Here is a 24075-nt window from a genome sequence, read left to right as displayed (position 1 = left end):
AAAGACGATGACAAAGACGATGACAAAGATGATGACAAAGATGATGACAAAGATGATGACAAAGATGATGACAAAGATGATGACAAAGATGATGACAAAGATGATGACAAAGATGATGAAGATTCAAATGAGAACAATAATGAAGGAAACAATACGACACCAACCGTACCAACTACAACAGGAGCGTATACATTATTAGCATGGAATGATTTAGGTATGCATTGTTTTGATGGTAGTGATTTTTCTGTTTTTTCTATACTTCCGCCTTACAACAATTTAAATGCACACCTAATTCAAAAAGATGGCACTTCAAATAAACATATCACAGCCGGAGTGACTTTAACGTATGAGTCATTAGCGTATGCAGGAAATATAAATACAAGTAGTAGTGATAAAACAAATTTTTGGGATTATTTGCCATCTCTATTTCCTGGGGTAACAAGTACTAATGATGTTGGACTCACTGGAAATAAAACTCCTTCAACAATTCCAAGTCCTATGGCTTACAATACAATTCATAATTGGTGGGAAGCTGATGGTATCCCAATCGTAAATAGAGATGATACTAATACAACTAACTATTACCCTATGGTAAGAGTGGTTGCGAAGGATACGGATGGAGCTACTTTAGCAACAGCAGATGTAGTACTTCCAGTAAGTGATGAAATGGATTGTGGTAAATGTCATGCTAGCACGGTAACATCAACTGATGCCCGACCAATTGCTGGATGGGAAAATAATTCAGATATTTTAAAAGATTATAAATATAATATTTTAAAGCTTCATGATGAAAAATATCCTATCAATGTAACCGATCTAAATAGCTTAAGTGCTAAAGGCTATACCTACCAGTCTAGTTTATATAACACGGCAAAAGCTGGTACACCAATTCTTTGTGCAGCTTGCCACAGTTCTAATGCTTTAGGAACAACAAATATTGGGAATGCTAAAGCATTAACAACTGCTCTACATGCAAAACATGCTAGTGTCTTAGATCCAACTAATGGTTTAGCTCTAGACAATTCTCAAAATAGAACATCATGTTACACTTGCCACCCTGGTGGAGAAACAGAATGTCTTAGAGGAGCAATGGGAGATGCAAAAGATGCAAATGGAAACCAAACGATGCAATGTCAAAGTTGTCATGGTACTATGCATGATGTTGGTAATACAGATAGAACTGGCTGGCTAGATGAACCAAATTGTCAAGTATGTCATCAAAATGCTCAAAGACATGAGTCTGCATTAGTAAATGGTAGTTTAAGAGATGTACTAGATAATAGATTTGCAACAAATGCAAATACTCCTTCTCCTGGGGTGAGTTTATATAGATATAGTACAGGACATGGTGATTTACAATGTTCTTCTTGTCATGGTTCTACACATGCTGTTTTTCCAACAAGCCATGCTCAAGACAATATCATCAGTGAGCAAATTCAAGGTCATAGCGGTACTATAGCCGAATGTACAGCATGTCACACTACAACTCCAAGTACTACTACTGGTGGTCCACACGGAATGCATACAGTTGGTCAGTCTTGGGTTAAATCACATGAAGATATAGCAGAAAGGAATTCTGCGCAATGTACTACATGTCATGGAAGTGATTACCGAGGCTCTGTTTTATCCAAAACATTTTCTGCACGAACATTTGACGCAGATGGAAAAACAAAAAACTATTCAAAAGGTGAAGTAGTTGGTTGTTATGACTGCCATGGTAAAGAATGGTAGACTAGTAAATATCTAGTATCTTTTGATGCTAGATATATATTTTTAGAGGAAAAAAGTGTTCCATCTACTACTGGAAAACTGCATTATACTCATTCTAAAATAAGAGCTGCTTATAAAAGTTTGCGAACAAACTTACCTTATATTTTCACTTACAAAAATAATAAAAAACTACACATACCGAATACGACGAATGCACTCGAAGGTGGAGTCTTCTTACACATGAAAAATATGATTAGCTTGCATCGTGGGATTAGTAAAGGTTTGAAGATAACTTTGGTGGATTACTATCTAGTAAATTATCAAAAAAAGTGAGTTTATAAACCTCCGTATTTTTAATTAAGTTATAATGTTTTATAAATAATTTTGGAGTTGTCTATGTATCTGAATAAAATAATGGGCTTGAGTGTTTTAGTCTTTTTAACGGTATCTTTTGTAGCTTGTGAGTCTAAAAAAGATACTACGGCACAGGTAAAAGAAGTACGTAAGGTAGACGTAGATATACATACTTTACAAAGACAAACATATCCCATTTGGATAGATTTTTCTGGTAAAACAGAAGCTTTTCAAGATGTAGAAGTAGTTTCTCGAGTAAGTGGTGAACTTCAAAAGATCTATTTTAAGGCAGGAGATGCAGTACAAAAAAATCAAATTCTATTTAAAATAGATGACAGTGAATACAAGGCTATACTAGAACAAAAAAAAGCAACTTTGTTAAAAGACAAAGCTAGTTTAGGTCTAGCACAAGCTACGCTAAACAGATATGCACCTTTAGTCAAAAAAGATCTTGTTCCTAGAGAAAAGCTTGATGAACTCAAAGCAAATGTAGAACAACTTCAAGCAGTAGTGGATGCTGATAAAGCAGTTGTAAGACAGGCACAATTAAATGTAGAGCATACAAAAGTTAAGGCATCAGTAGATGGACTTGTTGGTAAAGAAAGTATTAGTAGAGGAAATCTAGTTTCTGCAAATAGTACAAGTTTAACCCGTATTGTTAATGCTAATACTTTATATGTAAACTTTAGTCCAAGTGCAAATACTGTGTCACTTATAAAAAAATATCGTTCCCAAATAAATCCCAAGGTACTTATAAAACTTGATAGTAGTACGGATGTAGAACTTCATGGAAAGATAGACTTTATAGATAACTTTGCGAATGAAACAACTGGAACAGTTAATATGCGCGCAATTATAGAAAATGAAGACAATATTATTCTTCCAGGTACATTTGTAGAAATACAATTACTTCTTACAGACAAAATTTCCATTCTTGGAATCCATCCTGACAACATAGGTCAAAATCAATTAGGCTCTTTTGTATATGTTGTAAATGCCAATAACAAAATAGAAACAAAACAAATAAAACTTAAATATTCAAATACTTCTTTAGCAATTGTCGAATCAGGTTTACAAGAAGGTGATAAAATGATTGTAAGTAATATTACAAGACTTAGAAATAATCTTCTTGTAAATGCAAAAACAGTCGAAAATCCGATAAAAAAATAAGGCTTATAAATGTTTTCAATATTATTTATACATAGACCGATTTTTGCTAAAGTTATCGCACTTTTTATTGTTATTGTTGGTGCTATAGCTATGTTTATCTTGCCTGTTGCACAGTTCCCGTCAATGACGCCTCCCACAATCCAAGTAAAAGCAAGTTACACAGGAGGAAGTGCTAATGTAGTTGAGACTTCAGTCACAAATATATTAGAAGAGCAGCTAAATGGTGTTGAGGGTATGATTTATATGGACTCAACTTCATCTTCAGATGGAAGTTCTAGTATAAACCTGTACTTTAAGTCTGGTTATGATTTGAATACAGCTGCTGTTGATGTACAAAACAGAGTTGCTCTTGCAACACCAAGATTACCTGAAAGTGTAAAACAGCAAGGTGTGACAACAAAGAAAAAATCTACATCTATGGTTCAAATGTTAACTGTGAGTTCTACAAACCCTTTACACGATGGACTATTCCTTTCTAATTTTGCAAGTCTAAATATTATGGAAGAGTTAAAAAGAATTGATGGTGTTGGTGATGTCCAAAATATGGGTGAAAGAAAATACTCTATGCGCATTTGGATTAACCCAGATAAACTGTCTAGTTTTGATTTAACAATCAATCAAATTATATCCGCAATAAAAGAGCAAAACATTCAAGCAGCTCTTGGTACAGTAGGTAGTTCACCTTCAAGTGCAAGTAATAAGTTTCAATACACTTTAGTTTCTAAAACAAGGTTAGATACACCAGAAGGTTTTGGCGATATTGTTATTAAAGAAAATAAAGATGGAACAAAGGTAACACTTCAAGATATTGCAAGAATAGAACTCGGATCTGAAACGTATTCATGGAGTGCAAGTCACAACAATGAGCCAACAGCACTTCTAGGAATATATCAACTTCCTAATGCAAATGCTCTTGATGTCGCAAAAAAGGTAAAGCAAAAAATAAAGGATTTATCTAGTAAGTACCCAGAGGGCATGGAAGTAAAACCAACCTATGATACGACCAGATTTGTTGAAGTTTCGATTGATGAAGTTATTGTAACCCTTTTTCAAGCACTAATTTTAGTACTTTTAGTAGTATACTTTTTCTTACAATCTGTACGAACTACTATTATTCCAGCTGTTGCAATTCCAGTATCTTTAATTGGAACATTTGCTTTACTTTTAGCTGTCGATTTTTCTATTAATACATTAACACTTTTTGGACTTATTTTAGCAATTGGTATTGTTGTAGATGATGCCATTATTGTTGTTGAGAATGTAGAAACTAACTTAGATAAAAATCCAGATATTACCCTTGATGAGGCTACTGAATTAGCTATGAAAGAGGTTTTTACTCCAGTTATATCTACGACCTTAGTTTTGTTAGCTGTATTTATCCCGGTTACATTTATTCCTGGGATTTCAGGAGCCTTATATCAACAATTTGCCCTAACTATAGCCTTTGCTGTTATTATTTCCTCTCTTACAGCACTTACTCTTTCCCCTGCTCTTTGTGCAAGCATACTTAAAAGAAGAGGGTCTGGAGAGAAAAACTTTATTTTTAGAAAGTTTGACAGTGGGCTTGAAAGTTTTAAAAAAATCTATGTAAAATTACTAGAAAAAATGATTAAGTTTTGGTACCTTGTAATAATAATATATATTGTATTACTTGCTGGGACATACTTTGCATTTAAGATACTTCCAACTGGATTCATTCCTAATGAAGATCAAGGTACTTTAGTAGCATCAATATCTTTAGAACCGGGAACTACATTCAACCTTACAAATGATGTCTCACAAAGAGTTACAGATATAATTTTAGAAACTAAAGGTGTAAGTGATGCACTAAGCATTCCTGGGTTTAATCTTATAACAGGTTCTATGGATTCATCTACGGCTACAATATTTTTAGTACTAGATGATTGGTCACTGAGAGAAGATTATGAGACCTCTATAGATGGAATTACCAAAGCTCTTATGAAAAGAATTAATACAGAGATAGTAGATGCAAATGTACGAGTATTTGGTATGCCCTCTATTCCTGGACTCTCAGCAGTTGGTGGTTTTGAAATGAAACTACAAAACTTATCGTCCTTAGAGTTTAAAGAGTTTGAATCACATGCGAACACTATGATTAAAAAGCTTAATGAAGATGATGCAATTATGATGGCGTATACAACATTCAAGAGTAACTACCCTCAATTTCATATTGATATAAACAGAGAAAAAGTTTTTTCACTAAATCTCAAGTTAAATGATGTATTTACCGTATTGCAGACATATTTAGGCTCTGTCTACATCAATGACTTTAATAAATTTGGAAAAACATACAGAGTATTTATGCAAGCAGATCAACAGTATAGAGAAAACAAGAATGCTATTGGTAATTATTTTGTTAAAAATGCTGAGGGCGAAAGTATACCCCTAAGTACAATAGTTAAAATTTCGCAAATAAGTGGAGCAAATACAATTACTCACTTTAATGGTTACCAGAGTATTGCTATTAATGGTGTGCATAATATCAAAGAAGGATATAGTTCCGGAGATGCGATAACTGCCCTAGAAAAAATTGCTAAAGAGACTCTTCCAAGTTCTCTGGGTTATGAGTTTTCAGGTATGACATTACAAGAAAAAGAAGCAGGTAATGCAGCTATGTATATTTTTGCCTTGTCTTTGCTTATGGTATTTTTATTTTTAGCAGCACAGTATGAGTCTTGGATGATGCCACTAATGATTATGCTTCCTATCCCTGTAGTAATGTTTGGAGCATTAGGTGCAAATATGTATGCTGGTTTATTAAATGATACCTATACGCAGATAGGATTGGTTTTACTCATAGGAATGTCATCTAAGAGTGCCATTCTAATTATAGAATTTGCAAAAGAATTACGTGAAGGTGGTATGAGTATAGTCCAAAGTGCTATTGAAGCTTCTGTTCAAAGATTACGGGCTATTTTAATGACAGTCTTTTCATTTTTACTTGGAATTTTACCATTAGTATTTGCTACTGGTGCAGGTGCAGCTTCAAGACAGTCTCTTGGTACTGCCGTTTTTGGTGGAATGTTAATGTCTACTATACTTACACTTATTCTAACTCCTGTATTATTTGTAGTGTTACAAAGATTACGAGAAAAAAAGGTAAAGAAAAATGTTTAAACAAAAGAAATTATTACTATTGCCTATATTCTTTTTGAGTATGTCTATAGAGGCAAAAGAGATAAGTTTAGATATGTTAATTGATCTAGCAATTAACAATAATTCTAATATAAAAATAAGTAAATACAAACAAGAAATAAAAGCTGCTTCCCTAGATATTGCCCAAGCAGGCTACTACCCTAAAGTATCTCTAACTGGTGAAGTAGCACAGTACGATATAGATAGTGGCTTAAGCCAAGTGAATGATACTGTTAAAGGTTTATCTTTAAGTGCAAATCAACTACTCTATGACTTTGGCAAGACAAGTAAAAGTATTGAATCTGCTGAAGAAAATTTTTCTGCTTCAAAAGAAGAAACTATAGCCAATATATCTTCTACGGTACTAGAGATTAAAAGAGCGTATTACAATATCTTAAAAGCACAGCAACAGATTAGTTTATATGAAGAGATGATACTGATAGACAAATTACGTTTAGAACAGGTTCAAGCTTATCATGAAGCTGGTATAAGAACTTTAATAGATGTAACAGATGCGAGACTTCAACTATCAAACTCAAAATTAAAGCTTTTAGAATCAAAATATTCTTTTAAAGAATCATTAGCGAATATAATTTCAATCATTGGAGTAGATGCTAAACAAAGTTATGAGATAAAAAAAGATTCAAATATTATCGAAATAGCTAGTCATGTTGATGAAATGAATGTTCAACTTGAACGTTTAAAAGAGAGTGGTTTAAAGAATAGACCAGAGATTAAACTCTATGAAAAGCAAATAGACGCGCAACAATACCAGCTCCAAAGTATACGATCAGAGTACTACCCTAGCGTAGAGCTAGATGCAATGTATAGTAATAAGGATTCTGATAAGATAGCCTCTTTAAATACAAAACAGATAAGTGCTGGAGTTTATTTGAAATGGAATGTATATACAGGAAATACTACAGAGGCAAATATAAAAAATAACTTTGCAACCCTTTCCACTCTTAAGCAAGAACTTTTTCAACAAAAACTTGAAATTAAAAAGAGTATAGATATTGCGTATTCACAAGTTAAATCAAGTGAAGAGAGTATAAAAATATCTTTCTTGACAGTTGAGTTAGCTGCGCAAAAATTAGATTTAGCTAAGCAAAGATATAAAGCTGGAATCAGTGATTCTGTGGAGCTAAGTGATGCTACACTTGAGTATTCAGAATCAAAAAATAACTTGATAGATAATTACTATAACTATCTTGATGCTAAGGCACAGCTAGAATATTCTATTGGTGAGGTGAAGTATTTAAACCTTTAAATCTCTGTGTATATCTTTGTATCCAAGTATCTAAAAGCGGTTTAATATCTTCAAATGTAAACTCTTCAAAGCTATCTACATCATCTACGATATTTTTATCGATAAGCATGATGATAGTTTCATCTGTGTCTTTTTCTAACATTCTTAAAGCCAGATGAACTCTGAGCTTTCTTTTTTCTAAACTTGTAGTTCTAAGCGCTGCTTTAAGGGCTAAACCAAAAGGTAAATACTGATGCAGTGATAAATCATTATAACTTACATCTATAGAAAGGAATGCTATTTTTAATAGTAATGTTTTATTACCTTTATTATTTTGTATAACTTTATTTAACTCTTTATCTAAGCCTTTTGTAAAATACTCAGAAATCTCTAGTACAAGTTTTTTACTTATTTTTTTTGATTGCTCATCTAAAAGCATCATCTTTACTGCTTCAACTTCTATATGATTGTATTGAACGGTGAAGGTTTAAGCTTTTTTATATCACTTATAATAGAAGGTGGTGGTGTGTTTGGTGTCGATTGAAAAGATGCAAAGCTAGTTATATTTTCATAGCCTTCACTTATATTTGCTGTTGTATCATCTGGTTTTACAAGAGTATCTTGAGATTTTGTAGCACAAGCACTCAAAAGAAGAATGAGTATAAAAAGTGCACCTATCTTGATAGATATACGTAACATGTTATTTCCTACTATAAGTTATTTCTACTTATGAAATCGTACTTAAAATAATAAATAGAAATGTTTGCTAAAGCAAGGAAGAGGTATTACCTTAAACTTATCGTCTTATTGTCGTAATCTTCTATAACGTCGTGGTGCTAAACGATTAGATGGCATACTATTATAGTATTGCACTTTAGCTTCTTCTTGTTCTTTAATGTAAAGGATTGGAGCTTCAGCATCTGCTTTTAGATTTTTATTAATCGTCTGAGAATCAGAAAAAGAACTCTTGTCACTTGAAACAGTTAAAGTAATCGCTCCACGTTTGTATTCATCCTCTGTAATTGTTACAGTTCCTGATTTATCTACTTTTCCAAAGTACGTTAACATCACATTAGTAGCATATTTTGTATCCCACTGTAAATCGTAGGAAAGCTTCTTATCTACAGATACACTTTCAGCCTTAAAGAGGACTATTTCAGGCCTCTTATCTGTGTTTATCTTAACTTTTGGTACTTCATATGCATCTATATTAAAAAATAGAAGCATTGATATTGCTATTTTAATCATTTGTATTCTCCAGTAGTGCCAAAGCACCTTTATAAATCGGTTCATCTATAAAACCGTATTCTTCGTCTACAAAACCAGTTATTCCCTCACTGGAGTGAAGTTCAAAGAGTCTTACTATAATTTTCGCACGTTGGATCAAAGCTTCTTCGTTTACAAATGTTTTATTTACAAGTTCAACTTGAGCAGGTGAAATACAGCCTTTTGCATCATAACCCATACTTTTTTCTAACTCTATCCACTTACTAAACTCATCAGTATTTTTAAATTCTTGGTACACGAACGAAACTGGTTTAACATTCATTGATTTACAAGTAATGAGAAAATGAGACAAGATATAAAGCATTGTAGGGTTATTTCGGTTGATTAAAGATTGAGAGAGTTTCATATCTGCAAATAAGTCTAGTACACCAAGATAAAAAGTTGTTACTCTTTTGTCTATACATAGAGACGAGAGATTATGCCAAGAATCAGATGTTTCTATAGAGAGGTGAAGTTCTGTTTCTTCGTTTAAAAGTGCTAAAACATTTTGCACCTCTTTTACATCTTTTATCTTTGGAACTCTTATGGCATCTGGCATAAACTGATTTAAATATGTAATCTCTTCATAACCACCTTCATTAAGTGCATTTACTCTCACTACAAGTTTTTTGTCACTTTTTTGAATCCGTGAAATAAAAATAGCACATAAGGCAAGTGCAAATGGTTTATCCTTTAGAGAAACACCATCTTCAAGATTAAGCATAATACAATCAGCATCAAGACTTTGGATCTTACTTAAATGTTTAATATTATTACATGAGAGCATCAAAACCGAAGCAAAATTTTGTTTTGTGTTTATTTCTCTAAAACTAGGAACCGCTAAAGCATCTAAAGCTTCTAAGTCTCGATTTTCATATGCTAACTCAATTTTTTCAAGAAGTTTAGTTTGCATTTTTCTTCTCTTGCTGTAAAAATAAAAAAAGTGCTTGAACCTCTTTTTTTGTTAAAAAATATCTAGGCATTCCAGTTTTTCTTTTGTTAAGGGCTTTATGAAAATCTTTAAAATTCATACTATGGATTACAGGACCACGAAACTCTTTATCTTCATTTTCATGCTTGTACTTTGCTACTAGTTTTCCTTCACCATTATTTCCATGACAATGCTGACAACCTATGCCTCTTGGATTTTTATATAATTGTGAAGCATACTCAAGAGGAGTTATAAACGTTGATTCTGCAGATAATGAAAGTGATAGCAAAAGCAAAAGTATATATTTCATTCTCAACCTATTATAATTTAATAGTGGTATAATAACAAAAAAATAATTTATGGGGTTTAAATGCAACTTCTTGATGGAAAAAAGCTTTCAAAAAAAATAGAGTTACAAATCACGAGCGATGTTAAAAAGTTAAAAGAGACTTGCGGATGTACTCCAGGTCTCGCTGTTGTATTAGTAGGGCAAGACCCTGCGAGTGCTGCATATGTTAACATGAAGAAAAAAGCGTGCGATAGAGCTGGTTTTTACTCGATAACACATGATATGCCTGAGACTATCTCTCAAGAGGCTATTGAGAAGACTATAGTAATGCTCAACAACGATACAAACGTTGATGGAATACTTATTCAACTTCCATTGCCTTCTCACATAGACACAACTAAACTTTTGGAACTTGTAGCACCTGAAAAAGATGTAGATGGTTTTCATCCGTATAACGTTGGTCGTCTCACAACCGGTCTTGATGGTTTCGTTCCATGTACACCGCTTGGTGTGATGAAACTCTTAGCCGAGTACAACATAGAATTAAAAGGTAAGAACTGTGTAGTTGTCGGTGCTTCAAATATAGTTGGAAAGCCTATGGCCGCACTTCTGTTAAATGAAAATGCTACAGTTGAAATTTGTCATATATTTACAGACGATTTAAAAAAGCATACTATGGATGCGGACATTGTCTTAGTTGGAGTTGGTGTTATTAATCTCATTACAGAAGATATGGTGAAGCCAGACGTTGTAATTATTGACATTGGGGTGAGTAGAACAAAAGAAGGAAAACTCGTTGGTGATGTTGACTTTGAAAATGTAAGTAAAAAAAGTTCATATATAACTCCGAGTCCTGGTGGCGTTGGTCCTATGACAATTGCCATGCTTTTAGGTAATACACTTAAAGCCGCAAAAGTTAACGCTCAAAAGATGGCTAAATGAAAGAAACTTTAAACAAATTTTATACATTTTCAAACTCTTGGCCTGGAACTATTGTCATTGTTCTTTTTGTTATATTTTTTATTGCTCAAGCATTTAGAATTCCTAGTGGATCTATGAAAGATACACTCCTTATTGGAGACCACCTTTTTGCAAAGAAATTTGCTTATGGTATCACTATGCCTCATATACCTTTTTTAGAGATGTCTGTTATGCCATGGAGCGACTCACTTCGTCTTGTCGATGGAGACAAACCAAAGCGTGGAGATATTGTAATCTTTAGATATCCGCATAATCCAAAGCAACACTTTGTTAAAAGATGTGTAGCAACTCCAGGAGACGAGCTTTTTGTGATGGATAAAAATCTATACCTTCACCATAAGGAAGGCGATGAATGGATAAAAGAAAACTTTAAAGAATATGAAATTATTGAGTTTGGAACAAAACTATGGGTAAAGAATCCATATATGAAAGAACATAAAGGTATCCATCATGATGATAAAATCATCAACCAAGGGCATGAACAAATGATGCCTTTGTTTAAACTGGCTCCATTGAGAGTAAATGATAGAAACTACTTCATGATGGGCGATAATCGTGACCACTCAAACGATAGCCGTTTTTGGGGTGCAGTTCCGTATGACAACATTGAAGGTACACCTTGGTTTGTATACTTTTCAATAGATAAAAATTGGGAAATTAGATGGGATAGAGTTGGAAAGACTCCAACTGATTTAGAAGGTGACTATCACCTTGATTTAGCAAGAAAAGAAAGACTTAAAATAGATAAAGATGATCATGGAATCTATTGATATACTCAAGATTGTTGCTGCTGTTTTAGCACTTGCAATCGCTGTAATCGGACACGAAATAGGTCATGGACTTGTTGCATATGCTTATGGAGATACAACTGCTAAAAATGCAGGTAGATTATCCATAAATCCACTTATTCATATTGATTTAGTTGGGACTATCATTGTTCCAGCAACTATGTACTTTTTACCTATGTTACTAGGTGGTGAAAGTGGCTTTTTATTTGGTTGGGCTAAACCAGTACCAATCAACACAGCTACTGTTATCCGTAATGCTGGCTACAACGGTGCTATGCAAGTTGACTTAGCTGGAATCGTATATAACTTTACCATAGCAGCAATAGCGTCAATTGCTGTTGTTGCTATGGACAAACCAACAAACGCTGATAGCTTGGTATATATATTCGCATATATCTTTGTGTTTCAACTCCTTATCATTAATGTAGTTTTAGGGGTATTTAACCTACTCCCTATTCCACAATTTGATGGAGCACATTTTGTAATGCACTTAGCACTTAAACACAAGATAAATAAAGTTGCTGAGTTTTTTTACAAAAATGAAAAATATGGAATAATCATCGTCTTAGTCATTTTAATGACACCACTAAAAAACTATGTACTCTTTATGCCAGTACAAACTATACTAAACTTATTAACAAATTCTTAAGGAGAAATATTTGAAATTTTTTGTTGCAACTGATCATGCAGGTATCGAATTAAAAGACTATACCGTTACACTTTTAAAAGAAAAAGGTCACGAAGTTATAGACTTAGGCCCATTTACAACTGATAGAGTTGATTACCCTGATTACGCACATAAACTGTGTGAAGAAGTTTTAGATGATGAAAGAACATACGGCATTCTTATCTGTGGTTCTGGTATAGGTATGAGTATGGCAGCAAACCGTCATGTTGGCATACGTGCAGCACTTTGTCATGATGCATACACAGCAACGGTAGCTCGTGGACACAATGATGCAAATGTTCTTTGTTTTGGCGAGAGAATAGTTGGAAAAGGTGTAGCTGAATCAATACTTGATGCATGGATTGCGGGTAGTTTTGATGGTGGTAGACATTGTGGACGTATTCAAAAAATCGAAATACCTAGTTAGAAGGTATTTATGCCGTGGGCTTCCTGCCGAAGGAAACCTAGTGTTCAGAAAAAAATTTAGTTTTTTTCTAAGTTATGCTTTAGCATCAAAACGTAGCTATCGGAATTACTTCCGATAGTGTACTTAGGGAATAGAATGGTTCCCTTAAATTTATGTAATAAATTAAAGGATTTCGTAAATGTTTTGGGAATGGTCATTATTAACAATATTATCGTTATTGAATGTATTTTTATTTGTAAAGATGTATTACTTTAAAAGTATTACAAACAGAGAACAAAGAAGTAATGACTTAATGAAGCTAACGCTTCAAGAAGCTGAAATCCTTATACGTAAATACCAAATTCAACTCCAACGGGCTTTAGGTAATGTTGATATTCTCAGCGAAGAGTTAACAAAACTGAGAAATGAGCTCAAAACACTTAAATCAAGAAATACAAAACATAGACAAGAAACAGATAGACTCAATGGTAAAATTAAGGCCCTTGAAGGTCGTATAGATGCTCTATTATAATTGAGAAAGGAATAAATGTGATACTAAGCACAACAGAAAGAAAAATAATTGAAGATTCCATCAGAGATATTCCAGACTTTCCAAAACCAGGGATAGTTTTTAAAGATATAACTACAATCTTAAATAATGCCCAAGCTTATGGTGTGTTGATGAACCATCTATACCAAAGATATAAAGAATATAACTTAGATTATGTTGCTGGTATTGATGCACGTGGATTTATTTTTGGTGCTGCCCTAGCTCAAATGCTTGGTATTGGATTTGTTCCTATTAGAAAAAAAGGGAAGCTTCCTTACACTACTATTAGTGAAAAATATTCACTAGAGTATGGGATTGATGAAGTTGAAGTTCACATAGATGCATTTTGCGCAATACCTAATGCTAGAGTACTTATGATAGATGATCTCATTGCTACTGGTGGTACTGCCTATGCAGCCGCGAATCTTATAAATCAAGCAGGTGCTACATGTGTAGAATCTTGTTTTGTAATGGGTCTTACATTTTTAGATGGTATTAAAAAGCTTGAAGAAAAAGCTCCTGTATATACTCTTATAGAGGTTGATTAATGTATATTCCTAGCCCGTCAAAATATGACCCTGATGAAAATGGACACTTTGGTATTCATGGTGGAAGATACGTTCCAGAGACACTTATGCCAGCTCTTCTTAAACTCAAAGAAGAGTACGAAAATATTCGTTTTGACAAAGACTTTTGGGAAGAAGTACACTACTACCTAAAAGACTATGTAGGTCGTCCTTCACCACTTTACTATGCCCAAAATATTTCCGAAGAACTAGGTGCAAAAATCTACTTAAAACGTGAAGATTTAAATCATACTGGTGCACATAAAGTGAACAATGTTATTGCTCAAGGACTTATGGCAAAAAGACTTGGTTACAAAAAAATAATCGCTGAAACTGGAGCAGGACAGCATGGTGTTGCAACTGCAACTATCTGTGCCCTACTCGATTTAGAATGTGAAGTATTTATGGGTGCTAAAGATGTTGCACGTCAAGAGCTTAATGTTTTTCGTATGAAACTTCTTGGCGCAAAAGTAAATTCTGTTGAGAGTGGAAGTAGAACACTCAAAGACGCAATGAACGATGCAATTCGTCATTGGGTTACAAATGCAAGAGATACTTTTTATATTATTGGTACTGTTGCTGGGCCACATCCCTACCCTATGATGGTAAGAGATTTTCAAGCGATTATCGGTTATGAAGCACGCGCACAAATTTTAGAAAAAGAAGAGAGACTTCCTGATCATGTAATTGCATGTATAGGTGGTGGGTCTAATGCTATTGGTATGTTTCAGCACTTTTTAGAAGACGAAGAGGTAGAGTGTATCGGTATAGAAGCCGGTGGACTTGGAATAGAAACAGATAAGCATGGATGTTCACTTAAAAAAGGTCGTCCCGGAGTTCTTCATGGTCAAATGTCTTACTTACTTCAAGATGACGATGGTCAAGTCCTTGAAGCACATTCTATTTCTGCAGGATTAGATTATCCAGGCATAGGGCCAGAGCATGCTTTTCATAATGACAATATGTCTATAACCTATGATCATGCAACGGATCAAGAAGCACTTGATGCATTCGTTTGGCTTTCTCAAAAAGAGGGCATTATCCCAGCATTTGAAAGCTCTCATGCTGTTGCTTATCTGAAAAAAATGCCTGAAATTAAAGGTAAGCTTATTATCGTAAACCTTTCTGGTCGTGGCGATAAAGATATGATGCAAGCAAAAGATATTTTGCATTTTGATTAAACAAAAGAGAGATAAGTGAAAACAAAACAATCTTCGGTCAAGATCCTTGATGTTAGCCTTACAAACAATGATGAGTTTGTAACTTTTTTTGATCGTAATTATATTATTTTTCAAAATCATCTTATTGTTATTCATGGTGAAACAAATGAGTTTATAGAAAAATATTTACATGATAAAAACCTTAATTTTATGGTTAATGTTGCATTTAAAAAAGCAAAACCTGTGAAAGAGATACCAGAACCGGTAATTGAGACTCCTAAAGAGACTCCAAAAAAAGAAGAGATTCCAGTTTTAGTACCTAAAGCAAAAACAACGCTAAAGGTTTTAGATAAACTAATAAGAAGCGGACAAGAATTAAATATAGAGAGTGATTTACTCTTACTCAATCGAGTAAATAGTGGAGGGAAAATCAACATTGAAGGTAATTTAATTATTACTGAAATTGTAGAAGGTTCTATTCGTTGTAACGGTGATTTCATGATGTTAAGGTCTTCCCAAAAAGCCAATATAGTTTTTCATGGGGTAGAAGTTGATAACACGTACTTAAATGAAAGATTAAATCGAGTAGAATTAAAAAATAACGAAATAACAATAACACCAGTATTAAAGGAAACGAATTGGGGATAGTAATAGCAGTAATTAGTGGTAAAGGCGGAGTTGGTAAAACAACAACAACAGCAAACGTTGGTGTTGGTATAGCACTTAATGATAAAAAATGTGTAGTAGTTGATTTTGACATTGGGCAAAGAAACTTAGATATGATTCTTGGTCTTGAAAACCGTGTAGTGTATGATATGGTGCAAGTAATGGATGGTGAAGTAGGTTTAAGACAAGCTTTGATTAAAAGTAAAATCAGTCCAAATCTTTCATTTTTAGCGGCTTCACAAACAAAAGATAAATCTGTTTTAGATTCTACCAAAATTTTAAACCTCATAACTGCTTTAAAGAAAGACTTTGAGTATGTGATTCTTGATGCTCCCGCTGGTATTGAGACTGGGTATGAGCATACTATTGAGTTTGCTGATCGTGCAATTATTGTTGTTAACCCTGAGGTTTCATCTATTCGTGATGCTGACCGTGCGATTGGAATTCTTGATTCTAAATCACAAAAAGTAAAAGATGGTGAAGAAGTTTTTAAATACCTCATTATCAATAGAATCAATCCTAAGATGGTTAAAAGTGGAGAGATGCTTGCTAGTGAAGATATTTTAGATATTCTCAACATTCCTTTAGTAGGTAAAATTCCTGAAGATACAGCTATCATTGATGCATCTAATCAAGGTAAGCCTATCATTTTAAACAAAAAATCTGAGGCAGGACAAGCATATGAACGTATAGCTGGCCGTCTTTGTGGTCAAGAAATAGATATGCAAGACGTAGAAAATCCAAAAAGTGGCATTCTTCATAAATTTAAAGGGATGTTTAAATAATGTTTGGATTTTTCAAGAAAAAAAGCAGTGCAACAACTGCCAAAGATAGATTAACTATCGCTATTATGACCGATAGAGAAAATGCAGATGCTTATCCATTTATGGATGAACTTAAAGCTGAAATCATTGAAGTTGTAAAAAAATATATTGGTGTAAAAACTATAGAAATTAAGAAAGAGACTCAAGGCGATGTTGAAGCTTTATCTATCGACATTCAACTCGAAGAAAATTAGAACACTTCATACTCCCTCTTAAAAGTGATATAATAGAGATACACACGATTAAGAGGAGTCTATTATGGACACACATATTGAACACGGGATTTCCGTAGGCATCAGTAGAGTTAACGAATCCTTTTTCATTAAAATGAAAGTATCAGGTACCCTTACACACAATGATTACAACGCAATGGTCCCTATTCTAAGAGATTCATTACAATCAGTAAAAGAGCCTCAGGTTAATATTCTTGTAGATGGAACTGAGCTTGATAGTTTTGAACTAAGAGCTGCTTGGGATGATTTTAAATTTGGATTAGAATTTGACAGTGTTTTTAGAAAAATTGCTTATGTTGGCACTAAGAGCTGGGAAGAATACGGCATTACTATTTCAAACTGGTTTGTAAGCGGTGAAATTAGATTTTTCGAATCTTTCGATGAAGCGTATGCATGGCTATCTCAAGAAGAAGTTTTACCTACAACTCCCATTGAAAAAGATTTACATAGTAGAAAAGACTCCATTAGAAATGACTTAGAATCTTTATTTAAATCTCATATGAGAGTTACAGACTACAATGTTCCAGAACCAAATGATCAAGATGTTTCAGAATTATTGATAGATATTTTAAGCGAAAAACTCGATGAAATAAAAGATGATGTTAAAAATGGAATGTATAAAAACTATTAGTAAAAGAATTGTACAATCACAATCAAATAAAAGGTTGTGAATAATGAATATTGATTTAGTAAACGAGATAAATAGTGATATTACAGTAGAGTTTATAGATGCAAAAAACCTAAAAAAGCATAAACAGTACAAAACTTTGAATTTGGCTGGTTTTTCCGCAGAACAAGACACTACATGTTTTTTACATGAAAAAGGCATTTTAGCTTGTGGTATTGAAGATGATTCTAACGACAATATTAGAAGTGTTGTTAGTAGTGCCATAAAAACCATTAAAGCTGCAAACTACAAGTCTGCAAGTTTCACTGTTACTAAAGATACTACTCAAGCTGTAGTTGAGGGTATTGTTCTTGGTGGTTATAGCTATGACGTATACAAATCAAGCACAAAAAAATCAAAACTAAACAATATATATCTTGCTTGTGGCAATGTAAGTAAAGTACAATCCACATTTGAAGAGGCAATCATCATCGCTGAAGCTACATGTTTTACTCGTGATATTGTTAACATGATTCCAGAAGACTTAAATCCCCCTACTTTTGCAGACTTAGCGAAAAAACTCGCATATGATAATGGACTTGAATGTGAGATTCTTGGTGAAAAAGAATTACGTAAAGAAAAAATGGAATCTATGCTTGCAGTTGGTCGTGCATCAAGACATGATTCAAAATTAATTCACCTTACATACAAGCCAAAGAAAAAAGCGAAAAAAGTAATTTCCCTTGTTGGAAAAGGTTTAACATATGATAGTGGTGGACTTAGTTTAAAACCTGCTGCATCTATGGTAACAATGAAAATGGATAAAGCTGGTGGGTGTGCTGTTCTAGGAATGATTAAAGCAGTAAGTGAGTTAAAACTTGATGTTGAAGTGCATGTGTTTATCGGTGCAGTTGAAAATATGCTTGGTGGAGATGCTTATAAACCTGATGATGTTTTAGTTACAAGAAGCGGTACAACTGTTGAAGTGAGAAACACAGATGCAGAAGGTCGTTTAGTTTTATGTGACGTTCTTGATTATGCACAAGACAAAGTAAAAGCCGATTATATGTTTGACTTCGCAACACTTACAGGTGCTTGTATGGTAGCACTTGGTCAGTATACTACTGGTGTTATGGGTCACTCATCAAAACTAAAACATGAAGTACTGCGCTCAGCTACCGCTTCTGGCGAGTTAGCTGCGACACTTCCATTTAACAAGCATCTTAAAAAACTTCTTAAAAGCGGTATAGCAGATATATCAAATGTCGCTTCAAAGCCTTATGGTGGTGCTGTAACAGCTGGATTATTTTTAGACAAATTCATCAAAGAAGAAAACAAAGACAAATGGTTACACTTTGACATTGCAGGTTCTGCATATACAGACTCTCCTTGGGATTGTAATGTCTATGGTGGAACTGGAGCGAGTGTTCGAATGTTAAGTAACTTTATACAAAATATCAAATAGAGAGGGTTCTCTCTATTGATCATAGTAATTATTGATTCTTGTCAAAAAAAGTGATTTTTCAAACCCCCTATTTTTAACTAACTCAATATTTTTATATTCTTTACTCAGATACATTATATATTTTCTCAGGTAGCTTGTAGCATTTAGTTCCACCTTTCGATTAAAGGGCAGAATATCCTTTTACGTAATCATTTTATTTATTTTTAGTAACTATATTGAAACATTGATAATTTATAATTGTCCTCTGTAAATTAAAATAACAAGGTAACTTATGAACTTTTCATTAACTAATAGTACTATACTCTCAACAATTACTGCTTTACTATTAATAGCATGTAGTGATAAAGAGAATTTTGAAATAGAAGATTTCACTACTCTTAATATAGTACCAACAATTTCCATTGCTTCTAATAAAAACTATATTGACCTATCCAACTATAAAGAAACTGGAAAATACAATTTACCTATACCAGATACAACAAGTACTAATTTATTAGCGGAAGAAGCTTCAGCAGTAACTTACAACAAAGACACTGATACTCTTTTTATATTAGGAGATGGGAGTACTGCAATCGTACAAGTCACAAAGGATGGTAAGTTAATTGACTCTATGACTTTAGCATCTGATTCAACTAAACCTCAAGGGACTGACTTTTATGATACTGAAGGTATTGCATATATTGGAAATGGAGAGTTCGCCCTTAGTGAAGAACGTTATCGTCAAGTAAGTAAATTTACTTATGTAGCAAATACTACCCTAAATGTTAGTAATGTAAAAACAGTGAAACTTGGTACAACCATTGGTAACATAGGTATGGAAGGCCTTAGTTTTGATTCACAAACAGATGCTTTCATTGCTGTAAAAGAAACAGACCCACTAGGTATTTTTTTAACTGAAATAAATTTCGATACTGGTACTGCTAGTAATGGTAGCCCAACTACAGAAAATTCCGTAAACATGTTTGATCCTGCTAAGATTGGAATGTCCGCTATAAATGATGTTGCTGCACTCTCTAATGTACTTCCAAGTAATGCTCCAGATTATGATCAAATCTTAATTGTTAGTGCCAAAGAAGGAAAAGTAGTTAAAATTGATCGAGAAGGTAATATTCAAAGTACTTTAGATGTTGGGGTAGATGCTCAACATGAAGGTTTAACAATAGATTCAGATAAAAACATTTATGTTGTTAATGAAGTTGGTGGAGGTGATGGACACCCTCAAATGTTTGTTTATACACCATCTTGTGAATTCCCTACAAATGGCAGTAATATTTGTTTGGAATTTAATCAGACAATTACAGCTGGTCAAGGAAATATAATAATTGATAATGCACAAGGGGATAAACATTCTATTTCTATTACAGATCCAGCAGTTTCTTTTACAGGCAACACAATGACTATTAACCTTAGTAATTTAGTTGATACTTCGACCTATACGATTACTTATGATGCTGGTGTATTAAAACAAGGCGATAAAAATATTATTGCCGTTTCAAATAACTCCCTACAATTTAACTCATCTGGTGCTATTGATTCTATATCTCCAATATTAGAAAGCTCCATACCTGAAGATAACACAATTAATTTTTCTGCCAACTCAATTATATTCACATTTAATGAAGCAGTTATAGCTGGAACAGGTAATGTGGTTATTTCTGATAATAATGGAGTTCAAGTTTTAATTGATATTACGGACACAGAGCTTGTACGTTTTGGTGGAAAAAATGTTGTTGTTACACCAAGTACAACCTTAGCTCTTGGCTCAAGCTATAATATACAAATTAGTGAAGGTGTAATCATAGATTTAGCTGGTAATAATTACACGGGTATTAACGATAGTATATCTCTTAATTTTGAGACAGCGACACCGGCAGTTCCTAAACTCTTAATAACAGAAGTAAACTCCAAAGCTACAGGAGGAGACTTCTATGAACTTTACAATTTTGGAGCTGCTGCTGTTGATTTAACAGGTTGGAAATATACTGATTCAAAAGCCGATTTAACTTCCACAGCATCTTTTCCAGATAGCACGAAGATTGAAGCTGGAGAAGTACTTATCGCGATTCTTGGAACAGATGATATAGGTACATTTAAAACAACATGGGGAATTGGTGCTAATGTTAATATCATAGCTTTCCCTAATGGAGAGAAACTTGGTAAAGGAGATGCTGTGGTTATATATGATGAGACTAATACTCTTGCTGCTTCGTTTAATTATACACTAAGTGCTTTGGGTGGAATAGAGGTTTCTAAAAAAAGTGATGGAACTGCACTAGAAACAATTACAGCACATGCAGGGAGAACATTTGGTGATGCAAATACGAGTGATGGAGTATCGGCTGTATGGAATGGGGTCTCTACTTCTAATCCCGCTTATAAAGCTGCTACAATCAATGATTTTGGTTCTAAAACTCAAACAGAAACTAAAACAGGTGCACTGAGTATTTCAACACCAGGTTCAATACCAATTCAAAATAACACTGCACTCCTTATCAGTGAAGTAAACTCAAAATCAGATGGTGGTGATTTTTTTGAACTTTATAACTTTGGAACAGCTTCCTTAAATTTATCACAATGGACTTATGATGATGACTCTGCAAGTATAAATGATGGTGCAAAATTTCCAGAGCATGTTGTTATTCCAGCAGAATCACGCTTAATTGTAAACCTTAAACAAACAACAGAAATTTTTAAATCTATTTGGAATATTAGCGAAGCAGGTAGCTATATTTTACTTGAGTCTGGATCAGGTTTAGGTAAAGGTGATGCAGTAGTTTTATTTGATTCCAATGGTCAATTTATTACTGGACTAAACTATGGAACAGCTTCAATACCTGTTTTGGATATCAATGCAACACAAATAGCAACACTTAATCCAGCAAAAAATACCTCGGGGGATATCCCGACAGAGACATTACAAGTAGGAAAAGCTTTCGGTAATGGAACTGATTATACTTCTGCCGTTTGGGATGGCATATCAACTAGTGATGTTCGGTATACTCCAGCTGTAGTTGGTGTAAATAATGCAATTCTTGCTGATGATAATGCAAGTATTGCTTCACCCGGTAAATAACTTTCGTAAAGAAGAATGATTTCTTCTTTATACTATCAAGTTGAATAGTCAATTTTTAAAATAGATAAACTTTCTCCTAACACATAATTAATACTCTTTAGTCATAATTCCTTCAAAAAAAGAGGTTCTATTTTGGGAACAATTGATTATACAACTATTTTCGCAGTGGCATTTTTGGGTTCAGTTGGACATTGTATCGGTATGTGTGGTGGATTTATCTTAGCATATAGTAGTGCGAAGATTGGTGAAGACTGGTCAAAAGCACATCAAGGTGTTGCACATTTTCTTTACAATATTGGTCGTGTAACAAGCTATGTTATTCTCGGCGCTATCTTTGGTCTTATAGGAAGTGCTTTTGTTATTAGCTTAACTACTTGGGGAATTTTACTTATCTTTGTTGGGACAATCATGGTTCTTATGGGTCTCTCACTTATGGGAAAACTAAAATTTTTAACTGCACTCGAAGCAAATATATCTCAGTACAAAATTTATGGCTTTTTATTTCGTAAACTCATACACTCTAAATCACTACCAAGTTTTTACGGTCTTGGTGTTCTTAATGGCTTTATCCCTTGTGGCCTTGTATACATCTTCGGAACTTTTGCACTGGCAAGTGGCTCAATGCTCTCAGGTATGCTTGTTATGGCTGTCTTTGGAATAGCAACTATCCCTACTCTCTTTACCTTTGGTTTTATCGCAAGCTTCATTCAAAAAAGCTCTTTTAGAAAAACTGCTCTAAGTATCGCTTCTATTTTAGTTATAGCTTATGGAGTGTTTAGTTTAGCGAAGGGTACGATGATGATTGTAAAGCCTGAAATGGTTCAAGATAAAATTGAGATGATGAAAAATGAACAGCTTGAGATGTTAAAATAAAATTATCCTCTAATGCTGATATAATCTCGTTATGAAAACTATACTCACTTTAATTAGTTTTATATCTTTAGGCTTACTTCATGCAAATGAAAGTTGGATAAAGATAAATCCAATTAATAAAACTCAAACTCCAAAGGTAAATATTAAACCAGATGTCAATTTATCTCAAATAGAACCTATAAATAAAATGATAAAAAAGGCTACAGCTATTAAGCAACTGATTGATGTGGCGAGGAAACAAGAAAAACAAATAACTAATGACAAAAATTGGTTTTCAATCAAAACAGAAGGAAGCAAGTGATAATACTAGACTTTGAAACTAACTCTGCGAATATTCATGATGTAATAGAAGTAGCTGCTTTTCGTGTTGAGCTGATAGATAATGCATATAAAGTTCTTGATACTTTTCATCGTTACTATTTTTCAGAATATGAAGTTAATCCTCATGCACTAGCAGTACATAAACTCTCCCCTGATAGATTGGAGAGACTAAGAAAAAATGTAGCTTATGAAGAGTACTTTGAAGATGACATTGACTTTGTAGAGTTTTGTAAAAATACTAAAACTTTAGTTGCTCATAATATTTCATTTGAACTGCGACATATTGGCGATTTAGTTTCTTTTGATAAGCACTTTTGCACTATGAAAGAAAATAAGAAAGTTGTTAAAGCTACTAATATTAGAGGTAATCTAAAAAATCCAAAGCTCATTGAGACTTGTGCACATTACAATATAGAATTTGATAATGAGCAGTATCATAGTGCCATTTATGATGTTACCAAGACTTTAGAAATTTTAAATAAGATGCAGTAGCACTAGAATCTTCTCAAAGCATTTGGCACTAAATCAGGTTCTCCAATCCTTATCGCTTAATTTAGTTATTGTATAGAGACTGTTCAGTGTTTTAAGTCAGTAAACGATAGTCATTAAAATAGTATCATAGTTCAACAATTTAGTTTGAAACTTAGAGAAAGTTCCAAAACCTACAGAGACTGTGAAAGAACTAGCTCTGTATAAGTTAAAAGAGTCGAGATTAAGAATATTTCTTAAGATTCAGACGAACAAACTCATTTTTTGACGAAAAAATGCCC

Annotated in this window: 25 protein-coding genes; 20 read left to right on the top strand and 5 right to left on the bottom strand. The window is 33.6% G+C overall.

Annotated elements, in window-relative coordinates; all coding sequences use genetic code 11:
- From ACI9TV_RS11570 to ACI9TV_RS11555, 4 genes are all read left to right on the top strand, one after another.
- A partial coding sequence (locus ACI9TV_RS11570; protein WP_415250962.1) for a multiheme c-type cytochrome occupies positions 1-1731 on the top strand: 1731 nt, incomplete at its 5' end.
- Positions 1732-2106: 375 nt separating this feature from the next.
- Positions 2107-3234 carry an efflux RND transporter periplasmic adaptor subunit gene (locus ACI9TV_RS11565; protein WP_415250961.1) on the top strand — a complete coding sequence of 376 codons (1128 nt, stop codon included), beginning with the start codon at positions 2107-2109 and terminating at the stop codon, positions 3232-3234.
- Between the two features lie 9 nt (positions 3235-3243).
- The gene (locus tag ACI9TV_RS11560) at positions 3244-6372 is read left to right on the top strand and encodes an efflux RND transporter permease subunit (RefSeq protein ID WP_415250960.1); all 3129 of its coding nucleotides are present in this window, start codon (positions 3244-3246) and stop codon (positions 6370-6372) included.
- Positions 6365-7660 (top strand): TolC family protein, encoded by a 1296-nt coding sequence (locus ACI9TV_RS11555; protein ID WP_415250959.1) that lies wholly within the window; start codon positions 6365-6367, stop codon positions 7658-7660. The genes ACI9TV_RS11560 and ACI9TV_RS11555 overlap by 8 nt, the downstream gene beginning before the upstream one ends.
- Here ACI9TV_RS11555 and ACI9TV_RS11550 read toward each other — a convergent pair.
- The 5 genes from ACI9TV_RS11550 to ACI9TV_RS11530 all read right to left on the bottom strand — a co-directional run bounded on the left by ACI9TV_RS11550 (position 7629) and on the right by ACI9TV_RS11530 (position 10146).
- Complete coding sequence (locus tag ACI9TV_RS11550; RefSeq protein ID WP_415250958.1) at positions 7629-8081, bottom strand: hypothetical protein; 453 nt, start codon at positions 8079-8081, stop codon at positions 7629-7631. The genes ACI9TV_RS11555 and ACI9TV_RS11550 overlap by 32 nt on opposite strands.
- A gap of 17 nt (positions 8082-8098) precedes the next feature.
- Positions 8099-8338 (bottom strand): hypothetical protein, encoded by a 240-nt coding sequence (locus tag ACI9TV_RS11545; RefSeq protein ID WP_415250957.1) that lies wholly within the window; start codon positions 8336-8338, stop codon positions 8099-8101.
- 105 nt (positions 8339-8443) lie between these two features.
- A complete protein-coding gene (locus ACI9TV_RS11540) occupies positions 8444-8887 on the bottom strand; it encodes a hypothetical protein (protein ID WP_415250956.1) in 444 nt (147 codons plus the stop codon).
- Positions 8880-9818, bottom strand: a complete 939-nt coding sequence (locus tag ACI9TV_RS11535) for an HpcH/HpaI aldolase/citrate lyase family protein (protein ID WP_415250955.1) — start codon at positions 9816-9818, stop codon at positions 8880-8882. The genes ACI9TV_RS11540 and ACI9TV_RS11535 overlap by 8 nt, the downstream gene beginning before the upstream one ends.
- A complete protein-coding gene (locus ACI9TV_RS11530; RefSeq protein ID WP_415250954.1) occupies positions 9808-10146 on the bottom strand; it encodes a c-type cytochrome in 339 nt (112 codons plus the stop codon). The genes ACI9TV_RS11535 and ACI9TV_RS11530 overlap by 11 nt, the downstream gene beginning before the upstream one ends.
- A gap of 60 nt (positions 10147-10206) precedes the next feature.
- Between ACI9TV_RS11530 and folD the strand changes: the two genes are divergently transcribed.
- The 16 genes from folD to ACI9TV_RS11450 all read left to right on the top strand — a co-directional run bounded on the left by folD (position 10207) and on the right by ACI9TV_RS11450 (position 23797).
- Positions 10207-11067 (top strand): bifunctional methylenetetrahydrofolate dehydrogenase/methenyltetrahydrofolate cyclohydrolase FolD, encoded by an 861-nt coding sequence (folD, locus tag ACI9TV_RS11525; protein ID WP_415250952.1) that lies wholly within the window; start codon positions 10207-10209, stop codon positions 11065-11067.
- Entirely contained in the window at positions 11064-11876 is an 813-nt protein-coding gene (lepB, locus tag ACI9TV_RS11520) for a signal peptidase I (RefSeq protein WP_415250951.1), read from the top strand. Before folD ends, lepB begins: the two co-directional genes overlap by 4 nt.
- Positions 11863-12543, top strand: coding sequence for a site-2 protease family protein (locus tag ACI9TV_RS11515; RefSeq protein ID WP_415250950.1), 681 nt, complete (start codon positions 11863-11865; stop codon positions 12541-12543). Before lepB ends, ACI9TV_RS11515 begins: the two co-directional genes overlap by 14 nt.
- 10 nt (positions 12544-12553) lie before the next feature.
- Positions 12554-12988, top strand: coding sequence for a ribose 5-phosphate isomerase B (gene rpiB, locus ACI9TV_RS11510; RefSeq protein WP_415250949.1), 435 nt, complete (start codon positions 12554-12556; stop codon positions 12986-12988).
- A gap of 178 nt (positions 12989-13166) precedes the next feature.
- A complete protein-coding gene (locus tag ACI9TV_RS11505) occupies positions 13167-13499 on the top strand; it encodes a hypothetical protein (RefSeq protein WP_415250948.1) in 333 nt (110 codons plus the stop codon).
- Positions 13500-13516: 17 nt separating this feature from the next.
- On the top strand, positions 13517-14065 hold the full coding sequence (locus ACI9TV_RS11500; RefSeq protein ID WP_415250947.1) for an adenine phosphoribosyltransferase: 549 nt from the start codon (positions 13517-13519) through the stop codon (positions 14063-14065).
- Positions 14065-15264, top strand: coding sequence for a tryptophan synthase subunit beta (gene trpB, locus ACI9TV_RS11495; protein ID WP_415250946.1), 1200 nt, complete (start codon positions 14065-14067; stop codon positions 15262-15264). Before ACI9TV_RS11500 ends, trpB begins: the two co-directional genes overlap by 1 nt.
- A 15-nt stretch (positions 15265-15279) precedes the next feature.
- The gene (locus tag ACI9TV_RS11490) at positions 15280-15891 is read left to right on the top strand and encodes a hypothetical protein (RefSeq protein ID WP_415250945.1); all 612 of its coding nucleotides are present in this window, start codon (positions 15280-15282) and stop codon (positions 15889-15891) included.
- Positions 15882-16694, top strand: a complete 813-nt coding sequence (gene minD, locus ACI9TV_RS11485) for a septum site-determining protein MinD (RefSeq protein WP_415250944.1) — start codon at positions 15882-15884, stop codon at positions 16692-16694. Before ACI9TV_RS11490 ends, minD begins: the two co-directional genes overlap by 10 nt.
- Positions 16694-16927 carry a cell division topological specificity factor MinE gene (gene minE / locus ACI9TV_RS11480; protein ID WP_415250943.1) on the top strand — a complete coding sequence of 78 codons (234 nt, stop codon included), beginning with the start codon at positions 16694-16696 and terminating at the stop codon, positions 16925-16927. Before minD ends, minE begins: the two co-directional genes overlap by 1 nt.
- Before the next feature lie 64 nt (positions 16928-16991).
- Positions 16992-17597: an STAS/SEC14 domain-containing protein gene (locus ACI9TV_RS11475; protein WP_415250942.1), complete on the top strand. Its 606-nt coding sequence runs from the start codon at positions 16992-16994 to the stop codon at positions 17595-17597.
- Between the two features lie 43 nt (positions 17598-17640).
- Positions 17641-19038: a leucyl aminopeptidase gene (locus ACI9TV_RS11470; RefSeq protein ID WP_415250941.1), complete on the top strand. Its 1398-nt coding sequence runs from the start codon at positions 17641-17643 to the stop codon at positions 19036-19038.
- Positions 19039-19309: 271 nt separating this feature from the next.
- On the top strand, positions 19310-22111 hold the full coding sequence (locus ACI9TV_RS11465; protein WP_415250940.1) for an SdiA-regulated domain-containing protein: 2802 nt from the start codon (positions 19310-19312) through the stop codon (positions 22109-22111).
- A 132-nt stretch (positions 22112-22243) separates the two neighbouring features.
- On the top strand, positions 22244-22984 hold the full coding sequence (locus ACI9TV_RS11460; RefSeq protein ID WP_415250939.1) for a sulfite exporter TauE/SafE family protein: 741 nt from the start codon (positions 22244-22246) through the stop codon (positions 22982-22984).
- 31 nt (positions 22985-23015) lie between these two features.
- A complete protein-coding gene (locus tag ACI9TV_RS11455) occupies positions 23016-23285 on the top strand; it encodes a hypothetical protein (RefSeq protein WP_415250938.1) in 270 nt (89 codons plus the stop codon).
- Positions 23282-23797 carry an exonuclease domain-containing protein gene (locus ACI9TV_RS11450; protein ID WP_415250937.1) on the top strand — a complete coding sequence of 172 codons (516 nt, stop codon included), beginning with the start codon at positions 23282-23284 and terminating at the stop codon, positions 23795-23797. Before ACI9TV_RS11455 ends, ACI9TV_RS11450 begins: the two co-directional genes overlap by 4 nt.
- Positions 23798-24075: the final 278 nt, after the last annotated feature.

Origin of the sequence: Sulfurimonas sp. (assembly GCF_047622445.1) — a bacterium.
GTDB lineage: Bacteria > Campylobacterota > Campylobacteria > Campylobacterales > Sulfurimonadaceae > Sulfurimonas.
The sequence above is the reverse complement of the archived record's forward strand: the minus strand, read 5'-3'. Positions and strand labels throughout refer to the sequence as shown.